Below are 15,626 nucleotides of genomic sequence, written 5' to 3'. Positions count from 1 at the left end.
TCCATAATCTCCCCCATGTCCTAATGTGTTGGTTACGCGTGCTTCACATATGTCTGAACAATGTCCTGCCATTCGGTAGATACTCTAACGATGTCTTCCTCAATCAGTTGGCTGCCGATCTGCACTTCGATGATGTCCAGTTCCGTAACCGCTCTGACGGAATGAATCATACTGCGGTCAATGACCACCGTATCTCCCTGCCCGATCATTCGGCTCTGTCCATTCAGAATCAGTTCCCCTGTTCCCGATACAACCGTCCATACCTCATTGCGGAGCAGGTGGTATTGATAACTCAGGTTTTTCCCGGCACTGATGCAGATTCGTTTGGTGAGCACCTCGCCGCCAGTTTCGTTTCTTGTATAATCCAGAACTCGGTAGCAACCCCACCTGCGCTCCTCATACATGGGACGTTGATCCTCGTTCTTCAAGATTTCCTTGATGCGTGGACTAGCCTCTTTGTCACTGACCAGAATGCCATCCGGACTTACGGCCACCACGACATCCGACAGGCCCAATATCGCGACCGGAATGTTCAATTCATTGACCAGGTGAGTATTCAGGGAATCTCCCGTGATCCATCCTTTTCCCACAACCGTGGTTCCCATCTCTTCCGTGAGTGTGTTCCACGTGCCCAGATCTTTCCAAAATCCATCATACGGGATGGCAATAATCTGATTCGCCTTCTCGACGACCTGGTAATCAAAGCTGATCTTGTTCAATCTTCCATATTGCTTCAGCATCTCGTCATACTGGATCGGCAGTTCCATCTCAATCAGCAGATTGATCAAGTAACCCAGCTTAAAAGCAAAAACCCCGCAATTCCATAATGCGGCCTGCTCCATCATGAGGACCGCATCGGATTCGCAGGGTTTTTCCTGGAACTTCGCTACATTCACGTATTCATTGTTATTTTCACTGGAAGATAGGGATTGTGGAATGATGTATCCGTACTTCTCTGACGGATACGTCGGCACAACTCCCATTAGGGCCAGATCGGCACCTGACTTATCGAGCATCTCCGGCAGGGTAGCCAGCACTTCGAAGAATTCTTTTTCAACAAAGGGATCTACAGGCAAGACCGCAATGGTCTCATTCAGACTCACACTTTCTACGGAATACAGATAGGAGGCCGCGAGTGCAATCGCAGGAAACGTATCTCTGCGTTCAGGCTCCACGACGAGTCTCACATCGTCTCCCAGCTGAGAAGTCAGAATCTCGACCTGTGGCAAACTGGTTGCAATCAGCGCCTCTGATGCAAGTCCCGCATGATTCAGCTGTCGCCATACCCGCTGTACCATGGATTCGGGACTTCCGTCTGGTCCATGAAGCACTTTGAGAAATTGCTTGGATCTGGAATCATTGGATAACGGCCAGAGACGCTTGCCAGAACCGCCGGATAACAGAATGCTTCTCATAGGGCTGCACCATCCGACAATACAACCTTGCTTGCTGCCTTGCCGGTCTCCGTTTGCTTGTTGTATGTGCTGGTCTGATTGGATTCGAGTCTGCCTGCTGGATTGCTCTTGGTCCAGGCTGCATAATAATTCGAGTTCTTGCCATATGAATTATCCAGCAGGATGTTCGGTTGATCCAGGAGACAGGCCAGAATATGTCCATGCAGACGGGAGGTCGTGATGGTTTGGTATTTATTGAATTCCTTAATGGCCGTATGTACCATCCGATCAGAGTATTTGTACCACAACCAGCGGGCGAAAGAGCTGCCTTTTCCTGACTTCAACCGGGATGTAATCATGCGAATGATCTTCCGGTCTACCCGGTTGTACAATGTCTCCCAGTCCTTAAACGTAGCCTTGGGTCCACTGACGGATTCGTAATGCACCTGATTCTGAGTTTTCTCAATATCTTTACGGAAGAAATATAACATCTCTGCAGTAGGCTTGCTTTTGGACTTCAGAGGCCATAATTGATGTGCCATATCCGGGGATAGGTACACATTGGTTTGCTGAAATTCTTTACTGGCTATCTCATAAGATAAGGTATCCCGGACAAAAAAGTGTACATCCTTATGACGGCTAAACACCTGGGCTGTCTTTTTCAATTCAATATCACTTTTATAAAACATCGTCTGAGGCAGAATCACAATCCGGTGATTCGGATGCTGGGCAATCATACGTTCTCTCAGTTTCTGATGGGCAGGGTACAGATCACCAAAGTTACCTCCCCCATGCAGCACAATCGTGATACCTTCCGGAACCTTGAGAGACAGAGGGCAATCCAGAATGCTGTATCTGGCACGTACTTGAATATCATTGTCCCGGAAGAAAGCCTCGGTACCTTTCATAATCAACAAATCGCCACCATTGCTATGCACCGGGTAATCCAGATAATAGATCTCGGTACGCGGTGGAATGACCTTCAAAATCTGACGTAAATGTCCCTTCAATTCTTCCATTGGATGAATATTGTTAGTGCCCAGCATCTCCATCTCCTCCTTGGGTGACTCTTCTTCTTTTTTTGTTTAACCGTTCATAGAGGAACGGCAGATCTTCCTTGTCATAGAACATGGCGGTGAACTTCACCTTGAATACAATCTTCATCGCGGCCACAGTGACTACCATGCGTACAATGGACCCGATCAATAAGGCAATCGCAATTCCATTAAGCCCCCACAGCGGGGTGAACACGAAGAACAAGGCCACCGTTACCGAGAGTGCAATGAGCTGTCTGATCATCACAAGCCCTGGCCGACCAAGTGCATTGAATGCGGATGCCAGAATCCATGAGCCGCCACCAATAATGCATTCCACAGCCAAAATATAAAATGCGACACTCGCTTCCAGGAATTCGGAGCCAAACAGCAGACCCATCAGGTAGTTCCCCACAAACATGGTTGGTATCACAATGATCATCATGACCATTAGCGAGATGCGGAAGGCCCTGCCGACCGTTCGAATAATCTGCTCTTGAGGCAATCCGGTCACTTTCGGGAAAACCACATTGCTAATCGCTGTTTGAACAGCATTGTAGATTCTTGATAACGCAAATACAACGGAATACAGTCCAAAATCACGAGGGGTGAGCAAAGCCAAAATAATGATTTTATCGAACTGGGTATACAGCGTTCCTAACAATTCAACGCCATACACCTTGCTGCCATAACCAAAAAGCTTCTTGGCTGAACTCCGGTCCACCCGATCCTTGAACCATCTCAGTCTCAATTCATTACGGTTGGCATAGATGGCCCATGCCACCACGGAGAAGCTGGTTACAAAATAGATCGCAGCCGCGAGCTGAATGCTCAGCATGCCCAGACCCCATAACACAAAAAGCCCGCCTACATTAAACAGGGGGATCATTAATCGAATGCCATTATAGACAGCGAATTTCTCCCGACTCTGCGTGAGAGCTGATATGAGATTGATGACGATAAGTACCGGAACGGTAGCAATCGTATACCATCTGGAGATCTGCACAACCTCCGGCGGAAAGCTGGAGAGCCAGAAAGGCAATCCAAACCAAGCCACGACACCAATGATAATGCACACCGGAACTTGAAAAAGAAAGCTTAACCGAACATACTGAGCACTCTTCTCGGTTGCGCTCTGTTTGATGTTATAAATGATAGACGTGGGTAATCCAAAACCGACCAATCCGGTTAATAGTGCAGGCCAGAACAGGATGGCCGAGAATGCGCCCTTTCCCTCTACACCGAACATGCGTGACGTCAAAATGGAAGACAGCATCGTCAGTGTCATGACCAGCAGATTGGTTCCACTTGTCTGAAATATGGCACTCATTAAGCCGTTTCCTCTAAATACTTTGCGAAGTGCAACTTGCGCCATAGCGATCCTCATCCCTTACTGTTTTGACGAAGCGACCCGACGATCATGCCGTTTCGGTAACATACTTTGGCAAGCTGACGTGTGAACCGATCTGCATTATAGATGTAGATCAGTGCCGTAGTGATCCCTTGCGCCAGCTTAATGCCATGTTTGGCTGTACGCACAACACCACGATCCTGATCACGAATGGCATCACTCACACCCTGCCAATAGATTCGGCGCAGAAACCAGTTCTTCGTCGTTCGCTCTTTGGCTACTTTATGTTGTACCGCACCATACGGCGTGTAATATACCTTGAACTTTGTCCGAATTCTTGCAATTATCTCACTCTCTTCACTGGAGAGAAGATTGTTCCCCACTCTTCCAAGGTCTTCACGGAAGGGGGCCAATTGATCAAAGACGGACAAACGAAAAGCCACATTCGCACCAAATGGAATATAGGGACTTTTCATTTCAGTGACTTCTTCTGCAAAATCCAGAATGGTGAACAGTGACCTGTTCTCGGGTGGAATCCACATCGGTTCCGGTACTTCCCAGATCGGATCAATCTTGCCACCGACACACCCGATATTTTCATTCATCTCAAATACGTTAACGATCTGGCGAATCCAGTCCCTGCAAGCAAAGGCATCATCGTCAAGAAACAGGATATACTCGCCGCGCGCCTCGTGAATGGCCCGGTTACGGGCTACAGACAAGCCTTGCTTTTCTTCCAACACATACCTAATCGAATGGTTCTCATGCTGCAAGATGGTTTGCAGCACGATGTCCCGTGTGTTGTCCTTCGAATTGTTATCAATGAGTATGATCTCATAGTCGCTGCTTGCGTAATTCTGTTGTATTGCGCTTCGTATCGCCTCGACCGCATCATGTGCACGGTTATACGTACAGATCGCCACGGTTACCTTCATTATTTCATCCCCATATTGTTCAATTAGGCCCACCCTTTGATCTGCACTAACTGGAGTACAGGGTAAGTGTCCTTTGGGCAATCACTGGCCAATCCAACCGCTCTAACGCTTTGACAAAACCACTGCCTTCCTGAAACTCCGATTGTTTTAAACGGATCATATTCATTGCTTTCAGCAACCCATCCGGGTCCGAAGGTTCATAGAGTACCGCACAATCTTCGGGCAGGTATTCCTCCAACAAGCCAATTCGTGGTGCCACCACAGGTTTGCTGAAGGTCAATGCCAGAATTGCACTACCAGAAGTTGCGATTTGCTTGTATGGAAGAATGATCGAATCGACCGCATCAAAATAGTCCGAATATTCATCATCTTCAATAAAATGAAAATGGGTATGAATATGTCCGCTCTCGAGGAATTCTTCACCGAGATCGTAGTCCTTCACTTTTTTACCGGCAATCAACAGATGGGCCTGATCCGATTTCAGCTCCTTGAATGCCTCCAGCAAATCATCCACGCCCTTGTACGGCGACACCTGACCGAAGAATGCATACACATAACTATCCTCCGGGATGCCAAACCGGGAGCGGATATTCACGCCTTTTCCCTGATACACGCCCTTGTAATGCCCATGCGGAATTACCTCGATCCGGCTGGAATCAATCCCAAAGGTCGAACAGATCTCAGAGATCAGGGGTTTGCCCATAACAATCAGCTTAGAGCAATTTCGGACCAGTATTTTTCTCATCCAGTAATCGAAGCGCGTTTTACCGCTGTTATGAGGCCAGATGTTGTGCACCGTCCAGAATAATTTGGCTCCCCGCATGCGTGCAAAACCAATCATCAACACATATAGAATGGATTTGATTACGGTTGACAGCACCGACGACCCTCTGTAATAAAAGCTGGGCCAATGAAAATGCAGCACGTCATTTTTTCTCAGTTTGAGCAGATCTTTTTTGGTAAACTGTTTTACTTCCCATCCCTTATTCTCAATGGAATCGGATAACAGCTCATTGAATTTATTGTTCTCAATCATCTTGGGCAGCATATACACCGTCGGATTCTCCATCCAGGCACCTCTTACTTTAGTTTCATTCGCACAGGTTCCTCTGTATACGTTCCAACTGCGCGCCTTGCATGAAATCTCATTAGGAATCCTTGCATCATAATTTTGGTATTACGCTTGAGCAGCACCCAATCTTTCCACCAGGGATACAGCGACAATGCCTTTTTCAGATAAACATTATTGCGAAGTGTATTTCTCGACCATTCGAGCATTCGATAATGGTGTAATTGACGGCGCTTCTGCTCCTTGGACATATCATTGTAGTATTTTAAAATAATCTTGCGTTGACCTTTGTACTTGGCTGTTGTAGAGGTTGAAATGCGCGGTCCACTATGGATGTTGATATCCACCAGCGGTTCTTTCACATTCACGGCGATGTAGCCTCGTTTCAATATGCGCAGATAAAAGTCATAATCCTGAGCGGATGTCAGATTCTCATCGAAGCGAACTTCACGGGCAAGAGAAGTGAGTACCATGATTTTGGACGTTTCCCCGATCCAGTTGAATGTAAGCAGGTCCTCATACCGCACAACATCACGAGGCTCCACCGACAATTTCCGTTTGACCACCTGATGCTGCTCATTCGTATATGCGAGATACTTGCTGCAAAAAGTGAATGATTCCTGTGTACGCTCCAGCACTTCTGCCTGGGTTTTGATTTTGTCGGCCATCCATTCATCGTCATCATCCAGGAATGCAATGTACTTGCCATTGGCATGGGATATCCCCACATTCCTTGCATGATTGGCTCCTTTCGGATACGGAACCCGGATGTACCTAATCCGCGAATCTTCCCGTGTCCAGGCCTGACAGATTTCTGGCGTCTGATCTTCTGAACCGTCATCCACAATGAAAATCTCCAGGTACGGATGTGTTTGCTCCCGTACACTTCTCAACGCATTTTTCAATAAATCGGCCCGGTTATGGGTCGTAATGATGCAAGATACCAAGGGGTTCATTTCATCACCTTTTCCTGTTCACTAGGATACCTTCACTTGAAGTGCATCATATATTCCTGATAATCTGCCCACAAGAAGATTCATATCGAATTTATCCGATATAATCGCTCTGTTATATGAACCCATTCTTGCTCTAACCTCTTCATCCATGATGAGATATTCCAGTGCTGATGTTAACCCGTGCACATCTCCCGGCTCGATTAACAGCCCATTATGACCGGATGTAATCACTTCGGGGATGCCTCCGACGGTGGTCGATATAATGGGCAAGCCACAATTCATTGCTTCAAGTATGGCCATAGGTAATCCCTCATGATAAGAAGGCAGGACCAACAGATCCGCTTCCCGCATCAGCTTTTCCTTTTGCTCTCCGTTAATCCAGCCGAGTACGTTGACACAATCCTCAATTCCATACTGCTGTACAAGTGCTTTGACTTCTTCGACTTCGCCATCCCCGGCCAGATTGAAGTTGGCTGTAACGCCCAGCGTCTTCAATTGTTGAATGGATTGAAGCAGATCGTAGACTCCTTTTCGCTCACCCAGTCTGCCCATAAAAAGAGCATTCACGGCTGCCTGTTGTTCTCTGGCAAACGGTTCTTTGACAAAGACTCCGTTATACAGCACCTCAATGGCTGTCTCCGGCACAATCGTAGCAAAGTATTCTTTCCACGTCTGGGATAAGACAATCAACTTGTCTGCCTGATTCAGAATGTAGTGACAATACTTGCGCTGCAGCGTGAATTGATTGTAGAAATCATCAAAGCTGGCCGCATGAATATGCAGAATGACTGACTTTCGAAACAACTTTCGTGCCGTTAGCAGAAATAGAGATTTCCGATAAAAGCTCCCGTTGTTCGCCATATGAATATGCACGATATCCGGCTTGAACGTGTACAGCTTCATCCAGAATTGAATGAATCCCCGTATAAAAATAAGCAGCCGTGAGAACACGCTGCCCGTAATATACGTTTCCACCCGTTGCATGGCATACATATCAGAGATGGAAGAATCCTCAATGTTTTTGATGACACTCACAATTCCACCCATATCCTTCAAGGATGATCCAACAACCAATACTTTTGGTTTCATGATAGACTCCTTTTTTTCATGGTTAATCTTCAGACCACTTACAGACTATTCACGTAATTTTTAATGGATGAGATCAGATCAGACTGTTTTCTCACATAAGGCTGGAACGTTAGCTCCTCTATGCACGGAACCAGTTTTTGCAATTCAGCCTGACTCTCCGCAACAGCCACATAACCGTTGTCCTGAAATACCTTGGAAATCTCAAGCTGATGGTCGTCCACATGCTCGCCCCATTCTTGTCGGCGTGGAATGACGATCACCGGCTTGCCTCGTTCAAGACAGTTCGTGATGGAACCGACACCCGCATGAGAGATAATGCATCTGCTGCGCTCCACATATTCATTCATCTCTTCCTGGGTAAGGAAAGGGATCGCAGTGAAATTTCGCGGCTGATACTCCGTATATCCGGATTGGGCGATAACCTCTTCTTCAATGATTCCCGCCTCAATCGCCTCATCAATAAGCTCAAACATTCGATTGAAGGGAAACCGCTGGGTTCCAACAATAGCAAATATCAAAATAAAGCCCCCCTATACTTCGCATTGGGATAGCTATCCTGCAACGTTTCCCATTGAATGAAAAACTCATCCGAGATTTTGTACATCAATCTCCCGGTTGCGCTGGAGGAATAGATTTTGGCATAACTTTCGATATAAATCAGCTTGGCACCGAAGATCTTACCGATGAGGCAAAATGGATATGTGGCCCCTGCCCCTGTGGTAATGATTACCTTTGGACGCTCGCGCAGATATAAAAAGAATGATTTGATAATGTTAGCCATAAAAATCAGCAAAAACATCGCATTCTTACGCTCTTGCTGCATTAAGAAATATACTTTGCCCTGAGATGATTCTACTTTTCTGCTCTTGTTCTTCTCCGTAATCAGAAAATAATCATGTTCTTCAACCGCTGGAATAATTTTGGTCAATTCATCAAAATGACCGCCTGTAGAACTGATCAAACAGACCTTCATGTTCTAATCTCCTTTGAAAAGGATGCGTCCTTGGCTCGCTGCACCTGGATATCCACTTCTGCTTCAGCCCCTGACTTGGAGTGTGCTCCTTTTCCCGTAGCATATAATGCGTTCAGGAAGATACAGAATGGAGCAATCAGATGAACCGTGGACAAGGTATTGTCAAAAAAGGAATAGGTCAGGAAACCGATAATCATACCGGCAAAATATAACCGGATCATGCCGCCCAATCGGAAGTACACAGACCGGAACACGAGAAGCAGCGATAGAAACAACAGGATGGCTCCAACTAATCCGCCATCGTAATAAAAACGAATGTATTCATTATGCGGAACGACGAAGCCAGAAAAGATACTTCCATCATTAGCCACGAGAGTCGAGCCGAGTCCACGTCCAAATATCGGATACTCGTTCGCTTTGCCAATGAAATAATTCCAGGCTACATCCCTTCCCGACAAGCCTTTGCTCTCTGACCTCATCTCATAATTGTCCCACTGCGCAATCACCATGTAGGCCACAGCCACAACGAATAGAATGAGAGGAATAATAGCACTAACTCTGCCTTTGACAAAGGCTTTCAGTTGATCAAACAGATAGACCAGAATAATCGGAATAAGCGCAATCAACGGTCCCCTTGTTCCTGTCTGGACCAGAATGACCAGATGTGTCAAGGTAAGCATGTAATACAGAACAACCTGATGGCCTTGCCTGATCTGAATCAGACAGACGCAGATCGAGATAAAACACAACATGGCCAGATGCGCGGCGATGTTGGCTCCCTGTAGCCGGGTTACTCCCGACATCTCCAGATTAGTAATGGACAATATGCCGGCCAGCTGAAAGATATAACCACCAGCAAGACTGAATAGCGGCAGCCATGCAAGTACACGTATAATGCGTTGACTGATCTCTCTTGAGAAATGGGGCATCAGCAATAAAAAAGGAACAATGACACCCAGAAAAGCCTTGAATGGATCGAGCGGGCTAACCTTACTGGGCAGATCAGACAGAAAATAACTTTCCACAAATAAAAAACCAATCGCCAGTGCAGGATATATCAGATCTTTTCGAATACCAAAGCGTAAAAATAGAGAAATGACAAAACCCAGGATCGCCAGCTTGTAGAAAGACAGCGAATCCAGTCCTGCCAGATGAATGCTAAATATCTTATCAATGGACAATGAAAAACTTACAATGAGAATCATAAAGATCCAGCTGGGCTGTTTAATATAAACGCCCAGCAGAATCACAGCCATGAGTGCAACAACCGAAACTAGCGGAAGATAGATTGCTGCGAAGACAATTACCAGCGAAAAAAGTATGATATTAAACGACTTCATATTCAATGCAGCAAGTATACCGGTCTTTTGCATATCTGCTATGCCACCTCAAAGCCAGAATCGTGTTTCAAAACGCATCCTTGGAACCCACCAGCACCTTGAACGTTCTGAAGATAATCTTGATATCCACCATCATGCTGCGTTCACGGGCATATGTCAGATCCAGCTCTACCATTTCTTCAAAACCAACACTGTTTCGACCGCTGACTTGCCATAATCCTGTACATCCCGGGATCATCTGAAGGCGTTGTCTGTCATAGGAAGAGTAGTTCTTCACTTCTCTGGGCAGAGCCGGTCTGGGTCCAACGAGACTCATCTCTCCTCTGAACACGTTCCACAACTGCGGCAGCTCATCCAGACTGGTTTTCCGAATGAACTTGCCAATGCGGGTAATGCGGGGGTCGTTTTTCATTTTGAACATATTCCCGTTCACTTCATTCTGATCAATCAGCTGTTCCAGCAGATCTTCAGCATTCGCAACCATGGACCTGAATTTGTACATATAAAATTCTTTCCCATTCTGACCGACCCGGACCTGACGAAAAAAAACAGACCCCTTCGGGGCCTCGATTTTGATCAATAATCCAATGACCGCAAACAAGGGGCACAAAATGATCAAACCTATGAAAGAACCCAGCAAATCGAGCATTCTTTTCATAAATAGATACACTTTATCCGCATTTTGCCCTGACATGGTTGATGCATTGTACCCCAGACTTGGGTCCATAACAATCTCCGCTTCCTTCGTTTGGGGAGATGGACTCATTCAAACTCCCCCCCGGCTGCATGTTCTACCGACTCTTTTTCCAGGATATGTTGCAGAGCTTGCAGCATTGGAATTCTAAGTTCCTGTTTTTGCAGAGCGAAGTCGATGGTTGTCAAAATGAATCCCAGTTTCTCGCCCACGTCATACCGTACTCCCTCAAAATCGTAAGCATACACTCCTTGTGTCTCATTTAAACGCTGAATCGCATCTGTTAATTGAATCTCTCCCCCTTGACCAATCTCCTGTTGCTCCAGATGTTCGAAAATCTCTGGACTCAGTACGTATCTCCCCATAATCGCCAGGTTGGAAGGCGCTGTGCCTTGGGCAGGTTTCTCTACGAACCTGAGAACCTCTGTCAAACGGCCATCCGATTGAAGCGGGTCCACAATACCGTATCGGTCTGTTTGTTCAGCAAGTACGGTCTGTACGCCAACAATGGAATGTTGAACCTGATCATATTGATCAATCAATTGTTTGGTGCATGGCACTTCCGATACGACGATATCATCTCCGAGCAACACAGCAAAAGGTTCGTCACCGATAAAGTTACGTGCACACCAGACAGCATGACCAAGTCCTTTGGCCTCTTTTTGTCTTATGTAGTGGATATCCACGTTAGAGGATTTGCGAACCTCTTCAAGCAGGCCCAGCTTCCCTTTTTCCAGCAAGTTGTGTTCCAGTTCAAAAGCATTGTCGAAATGATCTTCGATTGCACGCTTCCCTTTACCGGTTACAATGATGATGTCTTCAATTCCAGAGGCAATGGCTTCCTCAACGATATACTGTATAGTTGGTTTGTCCACAATAGGGAGCATTTCTTTGGGCATCGCTTTCGTGGCTGGCAAAAAACGTGTACCCAGTCCAGCTGCAGGAATGATCGCTTTTCTCACTTTTTTCATAAATACCACCCTATCCTCTTTTTTTAATTTGATAAAAGTTGAACCGGGGCATCTAACCCGTCCTCACGTCATACCTTCGACGATTAACGTCTAAGGTTCACAGAACCCACAGCATGACCGAGTGCCTACAGTGATAAAGGTGCAGTAGACATTACCTGTATACCTTGGGAACATTGGATGGAAGTTTTACTTCTCTCCGTAGCCCACCGGAACTGCAACGTTTTTGATATTGTTCAGGATGGCGCCCAGAATTCGTGCATTCACATGCTCCAGAGCAGCCTTGGTCTTCTTCACCAATTCCTTCTTGACCTTGCCTGAGTTCACGACGAGCAGGACACCATCACACAGCGAACTCACAATGAGCGCATCCGTTACTGCGAGCACCGGTGGTGTATCAAACATGATGACATCATATTGATCCTCTAATTTCTCAATCAGCCTTTTCATCCGGTTGGAACCGATCATCTCGGACGGGTTCGGCGGAATCGGGCCCGAAGTGAACAATTGGAGATTATCGATATAGCTCTCTCTGAGTACTTCTTCCACACTGTACTGATTAGAGAGCACACTGCTAAGACCGATATGATTGGGTACGGAAAACACCTGGTGCAAGGAAGGGTTACGCAGATCGGCATCAATCAGCAGAACTTTTTTGCCTTCCTGGGCATAGGTTACCGCCAGGTTGCTGATGGTTGTGGTCTTGCCTTCGCCAGCTTCGGCTGAAGCCACCATGATCTTTTTGATATGACTGTCGATCGAGGAGAACTGGATGTTCGTCCGCAACTTACGGTAGCCCTCCGAGATTTGAGATTTGGAGTTAAAATAGGTCACCAGACTGTTATTTTCATTGGTTAGCCGTGACATATGTGCCATCCCCCACTTTCTGTTGAGATACGTAATTTTTCGTATTTTTCAGATCATCTTTTTTCATTTTGGATATCACTGTAAGCACAGGCAGGCCCAGCTCTTTTTCAAGTTCGGTTTCGGATTTGAATGTGTCATCCAGATAATCCAGCAGGAATACGAGTGCAATCGCGAGCACAAGACCTGCGAACAGGCTGACAATGATGCTTAATGTGGTTTTCATATTGATTGGAGATGCGTTACTATCCACTTTTGCTTCACTGAGGATAGCCACATTATCGATTTTCATGATTAGGGGGATTTGAGATTGAAACACGTTGGAGATGGCGTTGACCGTTTTTGCGGCTTTTTCGTAGGTAGTCCCCTGTACAGTTATGCTCATCACTTGGGATTCGCTGGCTGTAGAGACGGAGGTGCTATTCATAAGCTGGGCAGAGGTTAAGCCCAGATCCGGATATGTGGTAGCCACTTTATCCATAATGGCGGAAGATTTAATAATTTCTCTGTATGAGTTAATGAGTTTGATATTGGTTTGAATCATGCTGAAGTCCATCATCGCCTGGCCTTGAACGTTAGAGGTTTGGTTCACGATCAGTTTGGAACTTGCCTCATAGATAGGCTGGGTGAAAAATATGCTCTTCACCCCTGCACCTACACCCGCTATCAAAGCAATTGCAACAATCAACCACAGTTTCTTTTGTAAAAGTCGAATATATCCTTTCAGTTCCACTTTCATTCCTCCTATACGTTTGTGATCTATCCTATGTAACTACCAGATGGACAGCAGCCATTTGCGAGGTTTCCAGCGTTCAGTGACCAGACATGAATTCGATAGGATGTGCGACGCATTCTCTGCCAGCCTCTTCACGGCTTCAACTCCAAAGCGACGCTCAATGACCCGCTCCCCTTCACTTATGGCAAATGTCCTTTTGCACGTATCGTGTGCATCTGATGAAATGAAATGAAACCCATTTTCTTTGCAAAAATGAAAACACCACTGCCGAACTTTCCGCCCGAAAAGCCCAGTGAAAGATTGAGCCGTGAGCTGACATAGTCCGCCTTGACTCAAGTAATCAGCCAACAGCTTTGGCTTCTTCAAAATGATACGATTGCGTTCCGGATGAGCAATAATAGGGGTAATTCCCGCTATTCGTAATTCATGCAGTATCCTGGGGAACTGTGAGGGAATATGATCAAAGGGCAGTTCCAGCAACATGTAACGACTTCCGGCGAGTGTGCAGCACTTTCCTGCATATAAGTCTCCAATCAGGTTGTCATGCACCCTGATCTCCTGTCCGGGACGGATCTCCAAGCGAATGTTACGTTTGCGAAGTTCTGCATGAAGCAGGTTCACGGCTTGATTGACCACCATCGGTTCATTGTTGTATTGCCCGTTCAGGTGATGCGGAGTAGCAATAATGGAGGTAATTCCAGAGGCTGCCGCCTTCTCAGCCATCGCAACGGACTGCTCCATTCGAACAGGACCATCATCCAGACCGGATAATATGTGGCAGTGCATTTCAACCATATCCAAACTTCCTGAAATAGTATGAGCCCCCTCGCCCCTTTATTCATCGCGCAAATGCTTTTGGTGTTAAAGAACTAATGCATAACGCTATGAAATATAGTAAAATGGCGTTAAGTACATGTTTTGTTCAGAAAATGTTAAGAATCGACTTGGAATTATATGGTGAAATCAATGTAATGATAGGGTTCCTGCAGAGCCTTCTGCTCTGTTGCCTTTTCATACTGAAAACGGGAAACCGCGGGAAACTGAACTTCAGTAAGCATTGTGTTTAACTGTCCAGTTATATATAGTTTCTGTTCGTGCTGAATATGCAAGTTTGCATGATACATTGTGAGCTCTCCGAAGGGCTGTTTCCATTGCAACCTTGCTTGAAGTCTTACACATACATGATGATCTTCAACATCTAAACCAATGAGCATTTCTGATGATACTGGCAAGTTCAGGTCGCTCAGGAAGGTGATTGCTTGAGTGTCCATTCCAAGTAACAGAACAGGGCGTCTTTTGCGGTCTACCATTTTCCCATGAAACTCCTGAATGTACATATGGACATTTAATTTCATATCAGCCCATTCCTGAATTATTGAATACATGGTTTCATTCCTTTAGAATGGATTAGCCTACATGGACTGCCTCAACTTCCTTCTCACAGGTATAGGGTTTAGGCAACAAGGAGATACTTAAAATATTCCAAATGATACATTTTGTAACTCCATACGTCCAATTTACGATACAATACGTATCATGTCAAGCGGTATTTGGACATGGTTCTTTTGATTTACGACAATATGAGATGTCCTTAGACAGACCTATTTACAAAATGGAATTGGATTACAGGAAACGCATGAGGAGTTACTCTTTTGCAGGAAAGCTGCCCTGATCAAAAACTTGGCTCAGGATTGTTTCAATATATATTTGATGTCGTTCAGGGGGAAATAGCTTATGAGCTACGGAAATCGCATTGCTGAATTACGGGAACAGCGGGGACTTACTCAAGAAGAACTTGCGAGCTCCATTCATATTACCAGAGCTGCTCTATCCCACTACGAGAAGAACCGACGTAAACCGGATTTCGAAGTGTTAACGAGACTTGCTGACATCTTTGATGTGTCTATTGATTATCTTATAGGACGTACGAAGCAAAGCGATGTCGTGATGGATGAAGACGTACGTGAATTCGTTGATACGTTGGAGTTATCGGACAAAGAAGTGTTGGAGCGCTTCGATCTGATGATTGACGGGAAGTCCTTAACGGAAGAAGAGGCACGTCGTTTTATTGCGTTTGTCCGGATGGAACGCAGCATGGACTAAACCCGAAAAGAGGACCCAGTTCCCAAGAGATAGTATCTCTGGCTTCTGGGCTTTTTTTGCGTCCTAATTCCCCTCTCATTCCATCATTATCTATTGTGTCAAGGACGCTTGTTGTTGACG

The 15,626-nt window shown here is 45.8% G+C and carries 17 protein-coding genes; 1 reads left to right on the top strand and 16 read right to left on the bottom strand.

The window, feature by feature from the left end; genetic code table 11:
* Nucleotides 1-32: 32 nt before the first annotated feature.
* From ACTHPG_RS01875 to ACTHPG_RS01800, 16 genes are all read right to left on the bottom strand, one after another.
* Entirely contained in the window at nt 33-1,415 is a 1,383-nt protein-coding gene (locus tag ACTHPG_RS01875; RefSeq protein ID WP_440387387.1) for a sugar phosphate nucleotidyltransferase, read from the bottom strand.
* A complete protein-coding gene (locus ACTHPG_RS01870; RefSeq protein WP_440387386.1) occupies nt 1,412-2,440 on the bottom strand; it encodes a polysaccharide pyruvyl transferase family protein in 1,029 nt (342 codons plus the stop codon). The genes ACTHPG_RS01875 and ACTHPG_RS01870 overlap by 4 nt, the downstream gene beginning before the upstream one ends.
* On the bottom strand, nt 2,427-3,803 hold the full coding sequence (locus ACTHPG_RS01865; protein ID WP_440387385.1) for a lipopolysaccharide biosynthesis protein: 1,377 nt from the start codon (nt 3,801-3,803) through the stop codon (nt 2,427-2,429). Before ACTHPG_RS01865 ends, ACTHPG_RS01870 begins: the two co-directional genes overlap by 14 nt.
* A gap of 8 nt (nt 3,804-3,811) precedes the next feature.
* The gene (locus ACTHPG_RS01860) at nt 3,812-4,714 is read right to left on the bottom strand and encodes a glycosyltransferase (RefSeq protein ID WP_440387384.1); all 903 of its coding nucleotides are present in this window, start codon (nt 4,712-4,714) and stop codon (nt 3,812-3,814) included.
* A gap of 46 nt (nt 4,715-4,760) precedes the next feature.
* Nucleotides 4,761-5,783 carry a glycosyltransferase gene (locus ACTHPG_RS01855; protein WP_440387383.1) on the bottom strand — a complete coding sequence of 341 codons (1,023 nt, stop codon included), beginning with the start codon at nt 5,781-5,783 and terminating at the stop codon, nt 4,761-4,763.
* An 11-nt stretch (nt 5,784-5,794) separates the two neighbouring features.
* Nucleotides 5,795-6,739, bottom strand: coding sequence for a glycosyltransferase family 2 protein (locus ACTHPG_RS01850; RefSeq protein ID WP_440387382.1), 945 nt, complete (start codon nt 6,737-6,739; stop codon nt 5,795-5,797).
* 21 nt (nt 6,740-6,760) lie between these two features.
* Entirely contained in the window at nt 6,761-7,828 is a 1,068-nt protein-coding gene (locus ACTHPG_RS01845) for a glycosyltransferase family 4 protein (RefSeq protein WP_440387381.1), read from the bottom strand.
* Nucleotides 7,829-7,866: 38 nt separating this feature from the next.
* Nucleotides 7,867-8,346 carry a PssE/Cps14G family polysaccharide biosynthesis glycosyltransferase gene (gene pssE / locus ACTHPG_RS01840; RefSeq protein ID WP_440387380.1) on the bottom strand — a complete coding sequence of 160 codons (480 nt, stop codon included), beginning with the start codon at nt 8,344-8,346 and terminating at the stop codon, nt 7,867-7,869.
* On the bottom strand, nt 8,343-8,801 hold the full coding sequence (gene pssD, locus ACTHPG_RS01835) for a PssD/Cps14F family polysaccharide biosynthesis glycosyltransferase (protein WP_440387379.1): 459 nt from the start codon (nt 8,799-8,801) through the stop codon (nt 8,343-8,345). Before pssD ends, pssE begins: the two co-directional genes overlap by 4 nt.
* Nucleotides 8,798-10,174 carry an O-antigen ligase family protein gene (locus ACTHPG_RS01830; protein WP_440387378.1) on the bottom strand — a complete coding sequence of 459 codons (1,377 nt, stop codon included), beginning with the start codon at nt 10,172-10,174 and terminating at the stop codon, nt 8,798-8,800. The genes pssD and ACTHPG_RS01830 overlap by 4 nt, the downstream gene beginning before the upstream one ends.
* Before the next feature lie 34 nt (nt 10,175-10,208).
* Nucleotides 10,209-10,907 carry a sugar transferase gene (locus ACTHPG_RS01825; RefSeq protein ID WP_440387377.1) on the bottom strand — a complete coding sequence of 233 codons (699 nt, stop codon included), beginning with the start codon at nt 10,905-10,907 and terminating at the stop codon, nt 10,209-10,211.
* Nucleotides 10,904-11,806 carry a UTP--glucose-1-phosphate uridylyltransferase GalU gene (gene galU / locus ACTHPG_RS01820; RefSeq protein WP_440387376.1) on the bottom strand — a complete coding sequence of 301 codons (903 nt, stop codon included), beginning with the start codon at nt 11,804-11,806 and terminating at the stop codon, nt 10,904-10,906. Before galU ends, ACTHPG_RS01825 begins: the two co-directional genes overlap by 4 nt.
* 186 nt (nt 11,807-11,992) lie before the next feature.
* Nucleotides 11,993-12,670, bottom strand: a complete 678-nt coding sequence (locus tag ACTHPG_RS01815) for a CpsD/CapB family tyrosine-protein kinase (protein WP_440387374.1) — start codon at nt 12,668-12,670, stop codon at nt 11,993-11,995.
* Nucleotides 12,651-13,406: a YveK family protein gene (locus tag ACTHPG_RS01810; RefSeq protein WP_440387373.1), complete on the bottom strand. Its 756-nt coding sequence runs from the start codon at nt 13,404-13,406 to the stop codon at nt 12,651-12,653. Before ACTHPG_RS01810 ends, ACTHPG_RS01815 begins: the two co-directional genes overlap by 20 nt.
* A gap of 33 nt (nt 13,407-13,439) precedes the next feature.
* Nucleotides 13,440-14,198 (bottom strand): tyrosine-protein phosphatase, encoded by a 759-nt coding sequence (locus tag ACTHPG_RS01805; RefSeq protein ID WP_440387372.1) that lies wholly within the window; start codon nt 14,196-14,198, stop codon nt 13,440-13,442.
* A 155-nt stretch (nt 14,199-14,353) separates the two neighbouring features.
* A complete protein-coding gene (locus tag ACTHPG_RS01800) occupies nt 14,354-14,758 on the bottom strand; it encodes a hypothetical protein (RefSeq protein WP_440387370.1) in 405 nt (134 codons plus the stop codon).
* A 379-nt stretch (nt 14,759-15,137) separates the two neighbouring features.
* Between ACTHPG_RS01800 and ACTHPG_RS01795 the strand changes: the two genes are divergently transcribed.
* The gene (locus ACTHPG_RS01795) at nt 15,138-15,506 is read left to right on the top strand and encodes a helix-turn-helix domain-containing protein (RefSeq protein ID WP_047841965.1); all 369 of its coding nucleotides are present in this window, start codon (nt 15,138-15,140) and stop codon (nt 15,504-15,506) included.
* Nucleotides 15,507-15,626 lie beyond the last annotated feature (120 nt).

Origin of the sequence: Paenibacillus sp. SAF-068 (genome assembly GCF_051967555.1) — a bacterium.
Taxonomy (GTDB): Bacteria; Bacillota; Bacilli; order Paenibacillales; family Paenibacillaceae; genus Paenibacillus.
The sequence above is the reverse complement of the archived record's forward strand: the minus strand, read 5'-3'. Positions and strand labels throughout refer to the sequence as shown.

Excerpts from the sequence above, each read along its gene's own strand:
- ACTHPG_RS01875 (WP_440387387.1), bottom strand. The coding sequence starts at position 1,415 with ATGAGAAGCATTCTGTTATCCGGCGGTTCTGGCAAGCGTCTCTGGCCG.
- ACTHPG_RS01870 (WP_440387386.1), bottom strand. The coding sequence starts at position 2,440 with ATGCTGGGCACTAACAATATTCATCCAATGGAAGAATTGAAGGGACAT.
- ACTHPG_RS01865 (WP_440387385.1), bottom strand. The coding sequence starts at position 3,803 with ATGGCGCAAGTTGCACTTCGCAAAGTATTTAGAGGAAACGGCTTAATG.
- ACTHPG_RS01860 (WP_440387384.1), bottom strand. The coding sequence starts at position 4,714 with ATGAAGGTAACCGTGGCGATCTGTACGTATAACCGTGCACATGATGCG.
- ACTHPG_RS01855 (WP_440387383.1), bottom strand. The coding sequence starts at position 5,783 with ATGGAGAATCCGACGGTGTATATGCTGCCCAAGATGATTGAGAACAAT.
- ACTHPG_RS01850 (WP_440387382.1), bottom strand. The coding sequence starts at position 6,739 with ATGAACCCCTTGGTATCTTGCATCATTACGACCCATAACCGGGCCGAT.
- ACTHPG_RS01845 (WP_440387381.1), bottom strand. The coding sequence starts at position 7,828 with ATGAAACCAAAAGTATTGGTTGTTGGATCATCCTTGAAGGATATGGGT.
- pssD (WP_440387379.1), bottom strand. The coding sequence starts at position 8,801 with ATGAAGGTCTGTTTGATCAGTTCTACAGGCGGTCATTTTGATGAATTG.
- ACTHPG_RS01830 (WP_440387378.1), bottom strand. The coding sequence starts at position 10,174 with ATGCAAAAGACCGGTATACTTGCTGCATTGAATATGAAGTCGTTTAAT.
- ACTHPG_RS01825 (WP_440387377.1), bottom strand. The coding sequence starts at position 10,907 with ATGAGTCCATCTCCCCAAACGAAGGAAGCGGAGATTGTTATGGACCCA.
- galU (WP_440387376.1), bottom strand. The coding sequence starts at position 11,806 with ATGAAAAAAGTGAGAAAAGCGATCATTCCTGCAGCTGGACTGGGTACA.
- ACTHPG_RS01815 (WP_440387374.1), bottom strand. The coding sequence starts at position 12,670 with ATGTCACGGCTAACCAATGAAAATAACAGTCTGGTGACCTATTTTAAC.
- ACTHPG_RS01810 (WP_440387373.1), bottom strand. The coding sequence starts at position 13,406 with ATGAAAGTGGAACTGAAAGGATATATTCGACTTTTACAAAAGAAACTG.
- ACTHPG_RS01805 (WP_440387372.1), bottom strand. The coding sequence starts at position 14,198 with ATGGTTGAAATGCACTGCCACATATTATCCGGTCTGGATGATGGTCCT.
- ACTHPG_RS01800 (WP_440387370.1), bottom strand. The coding sequence starts at position 14,758 with ATGAAATTAAATGTCCATATGTACATTCAGGAGTTTCATGGGAAAATG.
- ACTHPG_RS01795 (WP_047841965.1), top strand. The coding sequence starts at position 15,138 with ATGAGCTACGGAAATCGCATTGCTGAATTACGGGAACAGCGGGGACTT.